17 protein-coding genes are annotated in these 17,384 nt (G+C 32.8%); 12 read left to right on the forward strand and 5 right to left on the reverse strand.

The genetic code is table 11. The annotated features are described in order from the left end of the window. Positions 1-137: 137 nt before the first annotated feature. On the forward strand, positions 138-788 hold the full coding sequence (locus bsdE14_RS11195; protein ID WP_264850018.1) for a phosphatase PAP2 family protein: 651 nt from the start codon (positions 138-140) through the stop codon (positions 786-788). Beyond that, a complete protein-coding gene (locus bsdE14_RS11200) occupies positions 789-1,805 on the forward strand; it encodes a glycosyltransferase family 2 protein (protein WP_264850019.1) in 1,017 nt (338 codons plus the stop codon). A gap of 64 nt (positions 1,806-1,869) precedes the next feature. Here the strand turns inward: bsdE14_RS11200 and glf are convergent, their stop codons facing one another. Beyond that, on the reverse strand, positions 1,870-2,985 hold the full coding sequence (gene glf / locus bsdE14_RS11205; protein ID WP_264850020.1) for a UDP-galactopyranose mutase: 1,116 nt from the start codon (positions 2,983-2,985) through the stop codon (positions 1,870-1,872). Positions 2,986-3,263: 278 nt separating this feature from the next. Here glf and bsdE14_RS11210 point away from each other — a divergent pair, with 278 nt between their 5' ends. Next, positions 3,264-5,396, forward strand: a complete 2,133-nt coding sequence (locus tag bsdE14_RS11210) for a sensor histidine kinase (RefSeq protein WP_264850021.1) — start codon at positions 3,264-3,266, stop codon at positions 5,394-5,396. A 108-nt stretch (positions 5,397-5,504) separates the two neighbouring features. Beyond that, entirely contained in the window at positions 5,505-6,206 is a 702-nt protein-coding gene (locus bsdE14_RS11215) for an FTR1 family iron permease (RefSeq protein ID WP_264850022.1), read from the forward strand. A gap of 123 nt (positions 6,207-6,329) precedes the next feature. On the opposite strand, the gene bsdE14_RS11220 is transcribed toward bsdE14_RS11215, so the two are convergent. Together bsdE14_RS11220 and nagE are read right to left on the reverse strand one after the other, a co-directional pair. Then, positions 6,330-7,250 (reverse strand): DUF7916 family protein, encoded by a 921-nt coding sequence (locus bsdE14_RS11220; protein WP_264850023.1) that lies wholly within the window; start codon positions 7,248-7,250, stop codon positions 6,330-6,332. Positions 7,251-7,332: 82 nt separating this feature from the next. Then, a complete protein-coding gene (gene nagE / locus bsdE14_RS11225) occupies positions 7,333-8,772 on the reverse strand; it encodes an N-acetylglucosamine-specific PTS transporter subunit IIBC (RefSeq protein WP_264850024.1) in 1,440 nt (479 codons plus the stop codon). Between the two features lie 489 nt (positions 8,773-9,261). Between nagE and bsdE14_RS11230 the strand changes: the two genes are divergently transcribed. After that, a complete protein-coding gene (locus bsdE14_RS11230) occupies positions 9,262-9,741 on the forward strand; it encodes a PTS sugar transporter subunit IIA (RefSeq protein WP_264850025.1) in 480 nt (159 codons plus the stop codon). A gap of 54 nt (positions 9,742-9,795) precedes the next feature. On the opposite strand, the gene glcT is transcribed toward bsdE14_RS11230, so the two are convergent. Beyond that, on the reverse strand, positions 9,796-10,647 hold the full coding sequence (glcT, locus tag bsdE14_RS11235; protein WP_435382484.1) for a glucose PTS transporter transcription antiterminator GlcT: 852 nt from the start codon (positions 10,645-10,647) through the stop codon (positions 9,796-9,798). A 333-nt stretch (positions 10,648-10,980) separates the two neighbouring features. Between glcT and bsdE14_RS11240 the strand changes: the two genes are divergently transcribed. The 7 genes from bsdE14_RS11240 to bsdE14_RS11270 all read left to right on the forward strand — a co-directional run bounded on the left by bsdE14_RS11240 (position 10,981) and on the right by bsdE14_RS11270 (position 16,891). Next, a complete protein-coding gene (locus bsdE14_RS11240; protein ID WP_264850027.1) occupies positions 10,981-11,775 on the forward strand; it encodes a flagellar motor protein in 795 nt (264 codons plus the stop codon). Next, positions 11,772-12,530 (forward strand): flagellar motor protein MotB, encoded by a 759-nt coding sequence (locus bsdE14_RS11245; RefSeq protein ID WP_264850028.1) that lies wholly within the window; start codon positions 11,772-11,774, stop codon positions 12,528-12,530. Before bsdE14_RS11240 ends, bsdE14_RS11245 begins: the two co-directional genes overlap by 4 nt. Before the next feature lie 136 nt (positions 12,531-12,666). Next, entirely contained in the window at positions 12,667-12,855 is a 189-nt protein-coding gene (locus tag bsdE14_RS11250; protein ID WP_264850029.1) for a hypothetical protein, read from the forward strand. A 166-nt stretch (positions 12,856-13,021) separates the two neighbouring features. Next, entirely contained in the window at positions 13,022-13,765 is a 744-nt protein-coding gene (locus bsdE14_RS11255) for a tRNA1(Val) (adenine(37)-N6)-methyltransferase (protein ID WP_264850030.1), read from the forward strand. Beyond that, positions 13,766-14,608 (forward strand): 16S rRNA (cytidine(1402)-2'-O)-methyltransferase, encoded by an 843-nt coding sequence (gene rsmI / locus bsdE14_RS11260; protein ID WP_264850031.1) that lies wholly within the window; start codon positions 13,766-13,768, stop codon positions 14,606-14,608. It abuts the gene before it with no gap. 282 nt (positions 14,609-14,890) lie between these two features. Beyond that, complete coding sequence (locus bsdE14_RS11265) at positions 14,891-15,994, forward strand: C40 family peptidase (RefSeq protein ID WP_264850032.1); 1,104 nt, start codon at positions 14,891-14,893, stop codon at positions 15,992-15,994. A gap of 189 nt (positions 15,995-16,183) precedes the next feature. After that, positions 16,184-16,891, forward strand: coding sequence for a DUF1361 domain-containing protein (locus bsdE14_RS11270; protein ID WP_264850033.1), 708 nt, complete (start codon positions 16,184-16,186; stop codon positions 16,889-16,891). A 97-nt stretch (positions 16,892-16,988) separates the two neighbouring features. On the opposite strand, the gene bsdE14_RS11275 is transcribed toward bsdE14_RS11270, so the two are convergent. Then, positions 16,989-17,234 (reverse strand): AbrB/MazE/SpoVT family DNA-binding domain-containing protein, encoded by a 246-nt coding sequence (locus bsdE14_RS11275; RefSeq protein ID WP_264850034.1) that lies wholly within the window; start codon positions 17,232-17,234, stop codon positions 16,989-16,991. Positions 17,235-17,384 lie beyond the last annotated feature (150 nt).

Consider the following 17,384-nt stretch of genomic DNA (forward strand, 5'->3'; position numbering starts at 1 on the left):
ATTAAAACTGTGATAGTTATATTGACTATATAGCACATAAAAGATTATACTTTAAGAAAATGGGTGCTTAATAATATAGAAAATTTTCTATAGGAAATATAATTCTTAGAGGAATATAGGTAAAGAAAATGAAAATAATGAAAAAAATTTATGAATATATACCCCAATATGCTATAAAGCCTTTGATTTTATGCGTAATAGTTAATTTTTCTGTATATTCAGGGGCGCGTTTGTTTTATACAGATAGAGTTTTTCATGATTTGACATCCAATTTAGATGATAGGATTCCAGTAGTACCAATATTTGTAGTATTTTATTTAGGTAGTTATCTTTTTTGGATTTTTAATTATATATTAGTAAGCCGGGTAAGTAAAGATAATTGCTATCGTCTTGCTATTTCAGATTTATTAGGAAAACTAACTTGCTTTATTATTTATATAACTTTTCCTACAACTAATATAAGACCTGATATTACTACATCAGGCGTTTTTACCAACATGCTTAAATTTTTATATAATGCAGATGCAGCTAATAATCTTTTTCCATCAATTCATGTACTAGTTAGCTGGTATTGTTTCATTGGTATTAGGAATAATAAGACTATACCTGCTTGGTATCGATATTTTTCTTTATTTATGGCAGTAATGATAAGTATTTCAACCTTAACTACAAAACAGCATGTTATAGTTGACGTTATTGCTGGTGTGGTGTTAGCTGAACTAACATGGCAGCTTTCTTTACAGCTGCAGCTTTATAGGGCAAAAAAATTAATAAATCAGGAGGCATAAATGAAAGTTCTTAGTGTAGCAATACCTTGCTACAATTCAGCAGCTTATATGGATAAAGCAATAGAATCGCTGCTAATTGGAAGTGAGGATATAGAAATTTTGATTGTGAACGATGGTTCTAAGGATAATACTTCAATAATAGCAGACGAATATGAGAAAAAGTATCCCAATATAATACGGGCAATCCACAAAGAAAATGGTGGGCATGGAGATGCAGTAAACACAGGCTTGAAATATGCAACTGGAGTATATTTTAAGGTTTTGGATAGTGATGACTGGTTTGATAGAGCTAGTCTATTAAAGGTACTTGAAGTATTAAGAAGTATGATTAACACTTCTACATCATTGGACATGCTTATAGCAAATTATGTATATGAAAAAGTTAGTATAGGAAAATCAACAAGCATTAATTATAAGAGTGCAATGCCAGAAGAAAAGATATTTACATGGGATGATTTAGGACTTCTTAAAGCTAGCCAGAATATACTAATGCACTCTGTTATTTATCGTACAGAGGTTCTTAGACAATGTAAGCTAGAGCTTCCTAAGCATACTTTTTATGTTGATAATATTTTTGTATTCAAACCATTGCCCTACGTAAAGACAATGTACTATGTAAATGTGGACCTCTATAGATATTTTATTGGAAGAGAAGATCAATCTGTTAATGAAAAAATCATGATAGGACGTATTGATCAGCAGATTAGAGTTACAAAGATAATGATTGATAGCTTTAATCCTAAGGATATAGAAAGTAAAAAGCTGCGTAAATATATGACTCAATATTTGACAATGATGATGACAATTAGTACAGTACTTTTATTAAAAGCTAATACAGAAGAAAGTCTAGATAAGAAAGAAGAACTTTGGAACTATTTAAGTACTAAAAATGAGAAATTATATGAAGAAGTAAATAAAAAATTCTTAGGGCTAGTAGTGCAAATGAAAGGTTCTCTTGGAAGAAAGATAATATTATCAGGTTATTCCTTAACAAGAAAAATCTTTGGATTTAATTAATATATTATTTTAAAATACAGATGCCTGAAAATTTGATTTGTCAAGTTTTCAGGCATATCTTCATTTAATCTGCAAGTTCATTTTTTACACAATTTAAAGCCTCTGCTACAACGTTATGCATATCAAAATATTTGTACATTCCAAGGCGGCCGCCAAATATTACTTTATCCTCTTTATCTGCTAGGTTCTTATATTTTGCATATAAATTATTGTTCCTATCATCATTCATTGGATAGTATGGTTCGTCGCCATGCTGCCAGTTAGAAGGATACTCCCATGTGATCACCGTTTTTGGATTTACATTGCTACTTTGACATCCGAATTCAAAGTGCTTGTGCTCAATTATTCTTGTATAAGGAACTTCAAATTCTGTATAGTTCACAACGGCATTGCCTTGATAATTCTCCAGGTTTAAAACTTCTGTTTCAAAGCTAAGGGAACGATATTCAAGCTCACCAAAGCAATAATCGTAATATTCATCAATCATTCCAGTGAAAACAATCTTATTTGTAAGAGCAGCTAGTTCTTCACGATGCTTAAAGAAATCAGTATCAAGGCGGATTTCTATGCCGTCCAGCATTTTCTCTATGATTTGAGTATAGCCTCCAACGGGTATTCCCTGGTAGGTATCGTTGAAGTAGTTATTATCATAGGTAAAGCGAATCGGAAGCCTTTTTATTATGAAGCTTGGAAGTTCTGTTGCTCTGCGCCCCCACTGTTTCTCGGTATAGCCCTTAACTAGTTTTTCGTAGATGTCTCTTCCTACCAAACTGATTGCCTGTTCCTCAAGATTTTTTGGCTCTGTAATGCCTGCCTCCTTAATCTGCTCTTCAATTTTAGCTTTTGCCTCTGCTGGAGTAATTACCCCCCACATCTTATTAAAGGTGTTCATGTTAAAAGGCATATTGTATAATTCTGACTTATACCTGGCAACAGGGGAATTTGTGTATCTATTAAATACAGCAAACTGATTAACATATTTCCACAGTTCATCACTGCTAGTGTGGAAAATATGTGCTCCATATTGATGAACTTGAATTCCTTCTATCTCTGCAGTATAAATATTCCCACCTACATGAGAGCGCTTGTCTATAACAAGGCACTTTTTACCTCTTTTGTTAGCTTCATATGCAAAAATAGATCCAAATAGCCCGGCCCCAACAATAATATAATCGTACATTTATAATAGCCCTCCTTTTGTAGTTCTTATGTTTTAACTTTTTTGTTAAATTCTTTATTGTGCTATTTACTTGATACATATTATTACCTTTTTAATATATCATAATTTTGTTGTATCTTGCAAAAAAATGAAAAAGTATAATATTAACTAAGTTTTGGAGGAAAATTTAATATAAATGTAGAACTATATAAAATAATGTAAATATATGTAGCATTAGCATAAAAATTATAATTTATTCCAGAAATTTTAGCGCTTAAGGGTATTGGGGGGAATTCTATATGGAAAAATTGTCTGGAAAATTAGGAAAGAAATTAAAAAATTATGTAATTGATAAAAGTATTATTGAATTTTTAATTGTGGCAGTGGTAATAATATTTTTGACCTTTCATGTTGCATTAAGGAACTACATGCTATTTCATACAGTAGTAGAAACCTTTGGTGTTATAATAACATCCTGCATTTTTATTATTGCTATAAATACTTACCATATAAATAAAAACAGCTTTCTATTAATAATAGGTATTGGATATGGCTTTGATGGACTATTTTATATGCTTCATAATTTGACACTACTTAATATTGGTTTTTATACAAACAGCTTGGTAAATTTAAGCAGCCTATTTGCCTTGTATGCCAGGTTTTTTGGAACAAGCTTTACTTTAATTGCAACAGTTGTTTTATATAGAGGAAATAAAAAAGTTAATCCCAAGGCATGTCTATTGGGAGCAACTATAGTTGCCATTATATTATTGCATGGAGCGAATTATCAAGAAAAGCTGCCTGCAATTTTTATTGAGGGACATGGGTACACTAATTTTAATATCATATGCGTAGCTTTGCTTGATATAGCTATATGTGTCTGCTTTATTCTCTTTAGTATGATGGAGGATAAGATTGAGAGTAAATTATACTGCTATATTCAATGGGCTATTATAATAAAGCTGGTTTCTGATTTTATGCTTGCTGGTTTTAGCAATGAATATTCAATGGAAAATGTGGTAAGCCATGTTCTTAAAATAATTTACTATTATTTTATTTATAAAGCAATAGTTGAAAAGAGCATAAAAGAACCCTACAGGCTTCTATATGGCAAGCTGGATGAAACAAGTGCAAGTCTTGAAATAACAACCTCTGAGTTAAGGGAAACCAATGATATAATTGAAAAGGATAATGCTTATATAAATGAAATAGAAGAAATCTTGAATAGCAGTGAGCAGTGCTACAAATTAATTATTGAAAATTCCAGAGATGCAATATTTGCAGAGAGTAACGGTAAATTTATATTTTATAATGAAGGGGCTAGAAATATAGTTGGACTGAATAATAAATATGATATATACGGAAGTAGTATTAAAGATTTTATTGTTGATGAGGAAAAAGGTAATTTTGAGAAAAAATTAAGATGTATATATGAAGAAAAAATTACTGTACCCTTTTCTCAGACAATAATTAAAAAGGCTGATGGAAGTAAGATTGATGTTGAGGTTTCGGGAACCTTTTTTTTACATAGAGGAGAACCTGCGATATTGACTATAGTTAGAGATATCACGCAGGTAGAGGAACTTAAGAAGGATGCAGTAGAGAATACTAAGCTTTTAAATGAAAGCAGGGAATATAATAAACTTGTTAATGAGTTTTTTGTAAATATTTCTCATGAGGTTCGTACCCCTCTTAATGTAATTCTTGGAGCTATTCAGGTACTAGAGGTATACTCTAGTAATGGTGAAGGGATTGTTAATGAAGAAAAATTTAATGATTATCTTAAAAGCATAAAACAAAACTGCTTTAGATTACTAAGATTAATTAATAATTTAATAGATGTATCCAAGCTAGGTTCAGGCTTTTTACAAACAAACATGAAAAATGGAGATATTATATGCACTGTAGAGGATATAGTTCAATCCGTAGCGGAGTATATTAATGCTAAGGGAGTCGCTCTAGTATTTGATACTGAAGTAGAGGAAAAGATTATGGCTTTTGATGCTGATAAAATTGAGAGGATCATGTTAAATTTATTATCAAACTCAATTAAGTTTACTAGGCCAGGTGATGATATATCAGTATTTATAATTGATAAGGGCGGCAGTATATCTATATCTGTTAAGGATACTGGAATTGGAATTCCTGAGGAAAAGATAAATAGTATTTTTGATAGATTTGTTCAAGTGGATAAATCCCTAACAAGAAACCAGGAAGGAAGCGGCATTGGTTTATCCTTAGTAAAATCTCTTGTGGAGCTTCATGGGGGAACAATAGATGTTAGTAGTACTATGGGAGAAGGAACAGAATTTGTTATTAACCTTCCAGTAAAAATTATAGAGGATGAAAATAGTCCATCTGAAGAAATCATCTCACACACTAATGTGGAAAGGATAAGTATTGAGTTCTCAGATATATATACATATAATTAATAATGATTATTTGTGTCGATAGATTTTTCTATCGACATTTCATTTTTAAAGTAACATGTATACCTTCTTAAGCTTATTATATAACATGTAATAAAAGGAGGTGGTGGTATGTTTAATATAGGGATAATTACCTTTAGGGAAGGGTTAGAAATGCTAGTTGTTATTATGGCACTAGTAGCCTATGCGGGGAATATAAATAGAAAAGATTTGTTAAAGTTTATATATGGCGGTGCCATAAGTGGTCTTGGAGTTAGTATTTTAACAGGAGCAGTTCTTTTAATGCAGGCAAACAGACTTACAGGGTACTCTAAAAATCTTTTTAATGGGTCTATAATGATTTTTTTAGCATTCTTTATACTTTACTATATGGTTTGGCTAAGAAGACAGAGTAAATATGAGGACCTCAATATAGAAAGTAAATATAATGTAAAAGCAACGGGATATGGATTTTTTATATTTATCTTTCTAACAGTTTTTAGAGAATGCTTTGAGATTATTATGTTTACGCTGCCTACTATGACGGAAAATATATGGACCGTAATATTTGGCAGTATTATAGGACTTACTTTAGCTGTAGTTGTGGTTATGCTAATATACAAGGCAGCAATTAAAATAAGCCTTAAGATAGTTTTTGATTTGCTTACTCTTTTCCTAATTTATATTGGTTCTGAAATGTTTGGTGAGGGTATTCTAGAGTTATTCCCTTCTGCTAATAGTTCTCTGCAGATAGCAGGAATGTTAGTATTTGGTTTGCCAACTCTTTTCATATTTTTGAGGTGGAAGATAAAAGATTATACAAATAAAAAGTAGAGTAAGGGGTTTTGTTTCATAGCAATGCTCAGTTGGTGAATAGGAGATGAAAAAAATTAAGCACTCCATAGTTAATTATATATAACTATGGAGTGTTGATTTAATTACAATAAATTTTTATGGTTATCTATTTATAGACCTAGCCATTCGAGTATAGGTATGTCTCTTTCCTTTTATAGCTATGCTGTAATCCATAATGTTTTCTGGTATAGCTATGCCTGCATAACCTGCATCGCCTATGTGGTGTAAATCCGTACCAGTCATTTTACACATCAGAGCTATTTGCTTTATAGTCTGAGAATCTGCACCTTCCTGTGATGTACCAATAGCTGTTAAGGCAAGCCTTTCTTTACCATGAATAAAGGTAACCAAATCTTTTATATATTCTACTGTAATTCCAGGAACGGTTCCTGGGGCAGGCAGAAGAATTATGTCAGCTCCTGCTTCAATAAATTCAGCAACATCTTTCTTATTTATTATATTTTCTCCAGCTTCCTTTAGAGAGCCTGCAGCATGCATTTTTCCTGCAGCCAAAATTATTTTATCATTAAGTACACTATTTATTTCTTTTAGAGAGTTTATAATAGCTTTATTTGACACTCCTGTACCTGGGTTTCCTGTAAGCAGGATTAAATTAGCACCCATTTCATAGGCCTTTTTAGCTGTATCAGCTGTTGCAAGCCTTCCTTTTGAAATAGGACGAATTTCACCTATAGTTTCCTGTGACAAGTCTACTGGTTCTAAGTTTATACCTACAATTCTGCCAGTGAGACGTTTGATTTCTTTAATTATATCTTCGCCATTAACCTTAGGAATGCCATTGAATACCGGACTATATACATCGAAGAAGTTTAGAAGCAGAATATCTGAACCAAAGGCACAGGCAAGCTCTGCATTGCTTAAATTAACTAGAACTGGCTGTAATACACCTATGATTTCCGTTATTACAATTCTTCCTTCGCTTGCAGCAATAGCTTCTAAAAGTTCGCTTTTAGTCATAGCTGCATAATCAGAACTATTACAGTCTAATAATCTTTTTGCCATATTTCTTTACCTCCAGTGAAACCACATTCAATTACAATATGTGAAAAAGAGAGGATAAAAATCCTCTCTAATATTTATTGTTTTACTTACATAACTTTTTAAATTCATCAGCCACAAATTGTACTTGTGTTCCAACTATAACTTGCAGGCTGTTCTTACCAGGTCTTATAACACCTGCTACGCCAGCTGATTTAATAACCTTTTCATTTACTACAGCTTGGTCTTTGATTTCTAAACGTAATCTAGTTATGCAATTGTCTATAGAAGTAACGTTTTCTTTTCCTCCAACACCTTTAAGAATAAGTGCAGCTACTTCTGTATAATTGTTATTTGAAAGTTTTACATTCATTTCTCCATCTAAGTCATCGTCTTCTCTACCTGGTGTCTTTAAATTAAATGTAGTAATTACAAAACGGAATACTACATAATAAATAATTGCGAATATTAAACCTATTACAAGCAGTAAAAGTGGATTTCGTGCCATCGGAGCCTTGAAGCTTAAGAACCAGTCTACGAAACCAGCACTGAAGTTAAAGCCTGCTCTAACTGGTAATGCTGCACAGACAGCAACAGAAATACCTGTTAATACAGCGTGAACTACATAAAGTCCTGGAGCTAAGAACATGAATGCGAATTCTATTGGCTCTGTAACACCAGTGAAGAAAGAGGACAGTGCGCCTGCAAATAATAGACCATATACAACTTTCTTTTTCTTGTCTTTAGCTGTATGATACATAGCTAATGCACCTGCTGGCAAACCAAACATCATAACTGGGAAGAATCCAGTCATATATTGACCAGTTACTCCAAAGGTTCCTTTTCCTGACCAGAAGTTACCAAGGTCATTAATTCCAGCTACATCAAACCAGAATACGGAGTTAAGTGCATGGTGTAGCCCAAATGGTATTAACAATCTATTGAAGAATGCATAAACACCTGCACCAACAGCTCCTAAAGATATTATACCTTTACCAAAAGCTACTAGTCCGCCATAAACAGCTGGCCATATGAAGAATAACACTGCAGATGCAAGAATTGATGCCCCTGCTGTTACAATAGCAACACTTCTTCTTCCACTAAAAAAGGCTAAGAAGTCAGGTAATTTTGTTCCTTTAAATCTGTTATAGCAAGATGCGGCAATTAAACCGGCTACAATACCAATAAACTGTGTTTGAGTCTTTCCAAAAGCTGGTGCTACGTTTTTAGGATCAATATGTTTGAACATTCCAACTGAGGTTGTAGATAATAGGGTTGTAATTACAAGCCATGCTACAAGACCAGCAAGACCAGCTGCTCCATCATTATCATCTGACATTCCAACAGCTACACCAATTGCAAATAGAATTCCCATGTTATTAATTAATGCGCCACCTGCTTGTAACAAGAAAGCTGCAAATACATTGTTAGCACCCCAACCAGTAGGATCTATCCAGTAACCAATACCCATTAAAATACTTGCAACAGGCAAGCAAGCAACAGGAAGCATTAATGATTTCCCAAGTTTTTGTAGATACTTCATCATAATGAAGTTCCCCCTCCTTTAATTGTTTTCTTTTGATAAACATCATGCCGTACGCTCATGACATTTATCATTAATAAAAATGAGGCATGTTGTGAACCAATGGACTTAGTTTTAATAAAAACAAAAAAGAGCAGAAAAGGAATACCTTTTCAGCTCTTGCCCATTCGGTTACACGCTGATAAAAAATAAAAATATTACGTTGTTGTTTTAATTATATATATGCTCTATACATATGTCAATATGCCTTTTGAAAAAAATGTAAAGGTTTTTAATAAAAGTTCATTTCGTGATAGAGAATAAAATGTGAAATAATATTTTTGAAATTGAAATTTTTTGATATTGACAGAATAATAACAGGTAACTATAATTATTTGTATAACGTGTAACTGTTAAATCAGGCATGAGTTCTGTACTCGTGCTTTTTTTGTTATATAACGTAGATTACAGTAAAATTATAAAGATTGATTGCTTAATCAGGAGGTTTTTAGAATGTTTGAATTCTTTAAAAAAGCACATAATTTAGTAGCGCCAGTAGATGGAAAAGTAATTGATTTATCACAGGTTCCAGACCAGGTTTTTGCAGAAAGATTAGCAGGAGATGGAGCAGCAGTAGATTCTGTAGGAGATACAATAGTAGCACCAGCTGATGGAACGCTTGTGCTTATATTTAGAACAAATCATGCTTTTGGTATTACTTTAGATGATGGAGTAGAGCTTCTTGTTCACATCGGACTTGATACAGTTGCTTTGGAGGGAGAAGGATTTGAAAGAATAGCAGAAGAAGGTCAAAGAGTTAAAGCCGGTGATCCAATAATAAGGGTAGACAGAGAGCTTATTTTATCAAAAGGATATTCACTTATAACGCCAGTACTTATAACAAATCCTGATATAGCTAAAGATTTAAAGAGCTGTATTGGAGATAATGTAAGAGCTGGTAAGGATGTTATGATAAGCTACAAAACTAAATAGCCTAAAAATTTATAATAAAAATATCCCAGTTCAAAAATGAACTGGGATATTTATTTATTGTGATTCTTTAGAATAAGTCCTAAGCTTCTCTACGTGGATAGCTATATATCCTATCTCATCAGCAGCTACCTTAAGCTGCAGGCTATTTTCTATTATCTTTGCTGCCTTTTGAGCAAGCTTGTAAGAAACCTTATATTTTCGCTTTATTGTATTTAATAAGTCGTTCTTAATGGGTGAGTTGTTCATTATTCTCTCAATGGCAAATCTTAAATGAACAACAAATCTAGCATAATCTAGAGAGGATTTATCAAGTTCAATAGCAAGTTCATCCTCCAGCATTTCAGTTATACTGCTTGATAAAAAGGCATACTTTATGGTGTTTGAAAGCTTACCCTTATTTCTTGCTGAATGGATATGCAGTGCAATAAAGCCAGCTTCTCCATCAGGAATATACACCCCAGTTCGCTTTTCAAGAATTTCTACTGCTCTTAGAGCTATTTCGTACTCTTTTCTAAATAGTGTTTCTGTCTCAATAAGAAATGGATTTGTAATTTCATCATTTTCTTTAAGCCTTTTTAGAGTAAAGGATATATGGTCAGTAAGAGAAATATGTATTTTTTCATCCAACTCCTCTTTAAACTCACCTGCAATGAAAGATATTATTTCTTCACAAATAGCCACTGTTTCAGCATCTACTTTATTCATCAGTTCATTAAATTTACTTAGGTTTTCAGGATTCTGCATGGCGAAGATTTTATCAATGGCAGTAGTATTCGTTATTATATCGTCAGCGTGCCTTCCAAAGCCAATCCCCTTTCCGAAAAGTATTTTTTCCTCTTCAGCCTGAAGTGCCAAAACTACATTGTTGTTAAAGACTTTTACTACTTTATAATTTTTATCTTCCATGCACATCACCTTACTCCCATAATAATAGTTTCTGTAATTATTTTATGTAAAATTTATAGATTATAAGACAAAATTAGTTAATTATATAATCTTATTTAAAATGGAAAAAGTCAATATCCAATTTTATCATGTTACTATAAAGTTAAAATATATGATGATGCTTGTAGAAAATTGATAAGTTTCCATTTAAAAACCAGGCATTTAATATAAAAATCAAAACATGGAGAAATATAAGTTTTGGTGAAAAGATTTGCCACTACTAAAGAATAATTAATGTCATACGAATATTATTTATAGAGAACAAACTTGTTTTTGCGGTGAGGAGGAAGAAAATTGTCAGGTATAATAGCGATAATATTGGGGTTTGGGTGTTTAATAATAGCATTTATTTTTGAAAAAGGAACAGTGGGCGCTTTACTTTCACCAACGGCTGCTATGATAGTTTTTGGTGGTACTATAGCTGCTGTAATGCTTTCTTTCCCTATAGAGAATTTAAAGAGAATAGGAAAAGTAATAGGTATAGCATTTAAAACAAATAAAAAAGAATTGCCAGAGTTAATAGCTTATTTTAAAGACTTAGCCTTTAAGACAAGAAAGAACGGACTTTTGAGTATTGAATCTGAAATATCTGCAGATGAAAAGCTAGATCCTTTTATTAAAAAAGGACTTCAGATGGTAGTAGATGGTGTAGAACCTCAGTCTGTTAGAGATATATTAGAGCTAGAGGCAGATATGACTTCTGAAAGACATAGGTCAGGTGCGGCAATGTTTGACTCAGCAGGAGGGTATGCTCCTACTATGGGTATTATAGGTACAGTTATGGGTCTTGTACACGTACTTGGATCTTTGTCAACAAGCAATCCAGATGAGCTTGGAAGCAGTATAGCTACTGCATTTATAGCTACACTATACGGTGTTGCCAGCGCAAACCTTTTATGGCTTCCAATAGGCTCAAGACTTAAGAATATAGATAAAGAAGAGGTTACCGAAAAGAGTTTAATAATAGAAGCTATACTCTATATTCAAGAGGGAGTAAATCCTAATACTATTGCAGAAAAGCTTAAGGGCTTCTTGAACAAGGAGGAGCTTGCTAAGTACGAAACCTTAGATAAGAGGGTGGAAGCATGAGAAGGAAGAAGCGTGAAGAAGGACATGACAATAATGAAAGATGGCTTCTTACCTATTCTGACTTAATAACCCTGCTTATGATATTCTTTATAGTAATGTATTCTATGAGTAATTTAGATAAGCAAAAATATCAGCAAATAGCAAGTGGATTAAATAAAGCAATGGGCAGCGGTGGCGGAAAAAACATTATTGGTGTAGACAAGGGAGTGGCCGTGGACCAGGATTGGCAGCCAACTAACACAGAAGTTGTACAAGCAGAAGAAAAAAGCAAACTGGAAGAAGTAAAAAAGCAGGTAGATCAATATCTTCAGCAAAATGGACTTTCACAGAGCGTAGATACCAAGGTAGAAGAAAGAGGACTTGTACTAAGTTTTAAGGATTCACTGTTCTTTGATAGCGGTCAGGCTGATATCAAGACAGATGAGGTTAAAAAGCTTGTAGATATAGGTAAAATACTTAACATGAAGGCAGTAAGTGACAATTATATAAGGGTTGAAGGACATACGGACAATGTTCCAATAAGTACTTATCAGTATAAATCAAATTGGGATTTATCGGTTATTAGAGCTAGTAATGTTGCTCAGCTTTTAATAGCACAATCTGGAATTGTTCCTCAAAGGGTATCGGCTTTAGGCTATGGAGAATTCAGGCCCATAGCGGATAATAACACTGTAGATGGAAAAGCTAGAAACCGTAGAGTTGATATTATTATTATGAGTAGTAAGTATAATGAAGTAGAAAATAATAAACAATAACAAGAACCGTACTTTGCAAAAACAAGGTGCGGTTTTTTATACGGAAATTTAAAAGTAGTAATGTTTTTAATAACTCCCGCATATAATGAAATGCACGAAAGATTTATATCTAGTTTTTATAAGCGGGGTGGGGAATTTGAGTACTTATGGTAAAAAGGAGAAGGTATGTGCAGCTTGTATACACTGGAAGGGTGAAAGAAACGTAGATTTTTCCTTTATTGAAGCAATAAAGAAGCAAGGAAAATGTATGTCAGAAGAGGCATTTTACAATCTAACAACTTCAAAAGGCTGCAGCTGTGGCTGTTTTAAGAGTATTTATTGTTGAAAAAGTATAGGGTAGTAAGTCAAATTATTTGGCTAACTACCCTTATTTTGTTCTATAATATATAATATAACTTGATTAGAGTAACCTAAGGAAAAAATTAATAGGTTTTAAGTGTACTATTATTGATATAGAATGGTGCTGTGAATATATTAGAAAGAGTGATGTTATGTATTTTTTAAAAGAGGATGAAACCTTAGATGACCTTCAGTTAAATGGAATTCATGTAATACAGAAAAAAGAAGCTTTTAGATTTGGGGTAGATGCAGTATTACTTGCTAACTTTGCAAAGGTTAAAAAAGGAATGAAGGCTGTAGACCTTTGTACAGGTACAGGGATAATACCCTTCATTTTAGCTGGGAAGACAGAGGTCAAAAGTATTACCGGCCTAGAAATTCAAGATGAAATGGTAGAGATGGCAAATAGGTCCGTAGAGTATAATAAACTGGAGGACAGAGTTAGCTTTATTAACGGGGATTTGAAAAATTTAGAGCTTTTAAAGTCAATGGAAAAAGCTGATGTTGTTACTGTTAATCCTCCTTATAAGCTCCAAAATTCAGGCATAATTAATCCTAGTGACAAGAATGCTATAGCTAGACATGAAGTGTGCTGCACTTTAGAAGATGTAATTATAGCATGTAGAATACTTCTAAAGGATAATGCTAGAATGTTTATGGTGCATAGACCAGAGAGACTAGCAGATATTCTATGTCTTATGAGAAAGCATAAAATTGAGCCTAAAGTCATAAGAATGGTACATCCAAACACCAAAAAGGCTCCTAATATTGTGTTAATTGAAGGACAGAGAGATGGAGGAAAGTTTTTAAAGTGGGAAGCACCTCTTTATGTATATAATGATCAAGGTGGCTACTCAGATGAAATCAATAAAATATACGGAAGAGAAGGTGTTTAGATGAGCGGAAAACTTTATTTAGTTCCTACTCCTATAGGAAACTTAAAGGATATAACCTTAAGAGCACTTGAGGTTTTAAATAGTGTAGATTTAATAGCGGCGGAGGATACAAGGCAGAGTTTAAAACTTTTAAATCACTTTGATATAAAAAAGTCCCTTATAAGCTATCACCAGCATAATGAGCAGGGAAAGAGTGAAGATTTAATTGAAATTCTTAGAGAAGGAAAGAGTATAGCATTAGTAACTGATGCAGGCACTCCGGGTATTTCTGATCCTGGCAGTGTAATTGCAGTTAAATGTATTGAGGCGGGGATAAGTTTTGAAGTGCTGCCAGGGGCTACGGCTATTACTACTGCACTTGTGTATTCAGGCCTTGATACAACAAAGTTCTTGTTTAGAGGATTCCTTCCGAGAGAAAATAAGGATAGAAAACCTATCATAGAAGATTTAAAAGATAGAACAGAGACTTTGATATTTTATGAGGCACCACATAGGCTTTTAGATACACTAGAATTTTTAGAGGAGCATCTTGGAGATAGAAAAATATCAATCTGCAGAGAACTCACAAAGCTGCATGAAGAAATAATAAGGCTTCCGTTAAGTGATGCTATAAAGTACTATACCGAGAATTCTCCTAGAGGAGAATATGTACTTGTGGTTGAAGGCAAAAGGCAAGAGGAAATAATGAAGGAAGCTCAGGCTAAGTGGGATAGTTTGTCTGTAGAAGAGCATATTAAAAAGTATATTGAAGAGGGGCTAAGTAAAAAGGACGCTATTAAAAAAGTTGCTAAGGACAGAAATTTGCCAAAGTCTGAAGTTTATAGGTATTCCTTGGAGTTATAGAAAAATATGGCCAGCAGGGCCATATTTTTTTGTCTTTAAAATAAAAAAGTGTAATAAAAATTTAGAAGTACCCTGTAAAATTTAGCTGTATAAGCGTATAATATTAGGTAGCACTGTGGTATAAATTGCATTTTTAACAGAAAGGCCAAATTTACCATTGTTGTTTTTTAGAATTTGATGTTATAATAATAATAGCGGATTTAAGCGACATTTGTAAACAGAGAGAAATACAGTAATAATTAGATAAAATGTGGAATTTCCGCTGAGGAAAGGGGTGTTACTTTGAACAAAAAGATACTATCTCTTTTGGTAGCAGTAGGATTAGTATTTAGTGTTAGTAGTTCAGTTTTGGCTCAGCCAACAGAGCAAGACCTTCAAACACAACAGAGCCAATTACAAAAGGACAAGGCGAATTTAAAGCAAGTTCAGGATAAAAGAAATGATTTATCCAATCAGATAGAGATGCTGGACACTAAAATAGAAGCTGCTATGAGACAGCTTAATGATACTAAGAAAAAGATAGACTCTACTCAAAAGGATATAAAGCAAGCAGAAAAAGATGTTGCTAAGGCTGAGGATGATATTAAAGCAGAACAAGAATTATTCAATGACAGAGTCAGAGCTATGTACATAAATGGTACAAGCAGTTATCTAAGTGCTATATTTGAATCTAAAGGTATATCAGACTTTATTTCAAGAGTAGAAGCTATAAAGAAGATAAACGAATTAGATAAAAAGGTCATTAAAGAATTAAGGGACAAGCAGGAAGTGATTAATAAAAAGAAAGCTGATTTAACAGCTGAAAACGAAAAGCTTGTTGCTCTTAAAGCTGATAATGAGAAGACTTTAGCTGACCTTAATGTTAAGAAGGCAGATCAGGATAAGCTTGTACAAGATTTAAAAAGCCAAGAAAGATTATTTGCTTCAAAGGTTGATGCATCACAATCTGTAGTTAATGCAAGTTTAGCTGAGATTAAGAGAATAAGGGATGCTGCTTCAAAGGTAAATCCTTCTAGAGGAGGGGCAGTTAATCCTTCAAATGATAAAATAATTGCTTATGCATCAAACTTTTTAGGAACTCCATATGTTTGGGGAGGAACAACTCCATCAGGTTTTGATTGTTCTGGATTTGTTCAGTACGTATATAGATATTTTGGAATAAGTCTAGGAAGAACCACCTATGATCAAGTAGATGAAGGAGTGGCTGTTTCAAGAGATCAGCTTCAACCAGGAGACTTAGTGTTCTTTGGAAGTGCATCTGCACCACATCACGTTGGTATATATGTTGGAAATAATTCATATATACATGCGCCACAAACTGGTGATGTAGTTAAAGTATCTGCACTTACAAGATCAGATTTTTGTGCTGCAAGAAGAGTTAAATAATTTATAAAGGTTATTATAAAAGCTATAAGGCATTTGCCTTATAGCTTTTTGCATATTTATAAACTGTTGAAACTAGGCTGTTATAATAACATATTGGAGTTTGCTTCATTTGCCAGAGTGTGGTAGTTATTGTTATTATATAACTAAGTTTAAAATAAATACTTTTATTTATAATCTGGAGGAAAAGATATGTTAGCATTTTTAAAGCAGTCAAATAGAGGTTTATATGATTTAACAATTAGGCTTATTATGTTAACAATAGTAGCCGGCATGTTTGTATTTATTAGAATTGTTTATACTAGGTCCATAGGCTATATTTTTCTAATATGGAATGTATTTTTAGCGTGGCTTCCACTGTATTTCAGCTTGATTTGTACAAATATTAAATTTAAATACAAGTCCTGTGGTTATTTAGTTGGTTTATTATGGATTATTTTCTACCCTAATGCACCTTATGTACTAACTGATTTCATTCACTTATCAAGGTATAGATTTTATGAGGACATAGTATATGGAGAAATCTCAAGTTCAAATTTTGCCATATGGTATAACTTCTTTTTGATAAGTATTTTTATCATTATTGGTTTAGTGTTGAGCTATGTGTCCCTATCAATTATGCACAAATATATAAGGGAAAAATACAACACTTTTATAGGGTGGGTTTTTGTTGTTATAATTTCAGTATTAAGCGGGTTTGCTATTTATTTGGGAAGGTTTGTTAGAATAAATAGCTGGGAGATAGTAACCAGTCCAATGAAGTTAATTAAAATTATGATTAGTAGTTTTAATCTACAAGCACTAAGCTTTACGGCTCTGTTTGGCATATTAACATTGTTTATTTATATATCCTTCTTTTTGATGAATAAATATTATGCTGATTGTGCTGAAATGTATTAAAAAAGAAACTATAGAACAAAAAAACAAAGACCTCACAGATTTCTCTGTGAGGCGGGGATAGAGTGAGTTTATCTATTGAAAAAGTGGGTAAATGCAATTACTTATCGTTCTTTAATTCTGCCATACAAGCTTTGCAGATATTCTTACCTTTGTAGTTAATAACATCTCTAGCATCACCACAGAATATGCAAGCTGGTTCATACTTCTTTAATATTATTTGCTCTCCGTCTACATAGATTTCTAATGCATCCTTCTCAGCAATGTCTAAAGTTCTTCTCAATTCGATTGGAATAACTATTCTTCCTAATTCGTCTACTCTTCTTACTACGCCTGTTGATTTCATAATTTTTTTCCTCCTGTAAATTACATCTTTCGACATATCTTTAATTAAATAATAACAAATGTGTCATAAAAAGTCAATATCTGATTTAAATGTTTTTTGATAAAATTACAAATTTCTTATCAAATTCCATCTATAGTTAATATACTACCA

The sequence above is a fragment of the Clostridium omnivorum genome (assembly GCF_026012015.1).
Classification (GTDB): Bacteria; Bacillota; Clostridia; order Clostridiales; family Clostridiaceae; genus Clostridium_AX; species Clostridium_AX omnivorum.

What these genes read in the sequence shown, in the direction of transcription:
- bsdE14_RS11195 (WP_264850018.1), top strand. Translation starts at nt 138, where the DNA reads ATGAAAAAAATTTATGAATATATACCCCAATATGCTATAAAGCCTTTG.
- bsdE14_RS11200 (WP_264850019.1), top strand. Translation starts at nt 789, where the DNA reads ATGAAAGTTCTTAGTGTAGCAATACCTTGCTACAATTCAGCAGCTTAT.
- glf (WP_264850020.1), bottom strand. Translation starts at nt 2,985, where the DNA reads ATGTACGATTATATTATTGTTGGGGCCGGGCTATTTGGATCTATTTTT.
- bsdE14_RS11210 (WP_264850021.1), top strand. Translation starts at nt 3,264, where the DNA reads ATGGAAAAATTGTCTGGAAAATTAGGAAAGAAATTAAAAAATTATGTA.
- bsdE14_RS11215 (WP_264850022.1), top strand. Translation starts at nt 5,505, where the DNA reads ATGTTTAATATAGGGATAATTACCTTTAGGGAAGGGTTAGAAATGCTA.
- bsdE14_RS11220 (WP_264850023.1), bottom strand. Translation starts at nt 7,250, where the DNA reads ATGGCAAAAAGATTATTAGACTGTAATAGTTCTGATTATGCAGCTATG.
- nagE (WP_264850024.1), bottom strand. Translation starts at nt 8,772, where the DNA reads ATGATGAAGTATCTACAAAAACTTGGGAAATCATTAATGCTTCCTGTT.
- bsdE14_RS11230 (WP_264850025.1), top strand. Translation starts at nt 9,262, where the DNA reads ATGTTTGAATTCTTTAAAAAAGCACATAATTTAGTAGCGCCAGTAGAT.
- glcT (WP_435382484.1), bottom strand. Translation starts at nt 10,647, where the DNA reads ATGGAAGATAAAAATTATAAAGTAGTAAAAGTCTTTAACAACAATGTA.
- bsdE14_RS11245 (WP_264850028.1), top strand. Translation starts at nt 11,772, where the DNA reads ATGAGAAGGAAGAAGCGTGAAGAAGGACATGACAATAATGAAAGATGG.
- bsdE14_RS11255 (WP_264850030.1), top strand. Translation starts at nt 13,022, where the DNA reads ATGTATTTTTTAAAAGAGGATGAAACCTTAGATGACCTTCAGTTAAAT.
- rsmI (WP_264850031.1), top strand. Translation starts at nt 13,766, where the DNA reads ATGAGCGGAAAACTTTATTTAGTTCCTACTCCTATAGGAAACTTAAAG.
- bsdE14_RS11270 (WP_264850033.1), top strand. Translation starts at nt 16,184, where the DNA reads ATGTTAGCATTTTTAAAGCAGTCAAATAGAGGTTTATATGATTTAACA.
- bsdE14_RS11275 (WP_264850034.1), bottom strand. Translation starts at nt 17,234, where the DNA reads ATGAAATCAACAGGCGTAGTAAGAAGAGTAGACGAATTAGGAAGAATA.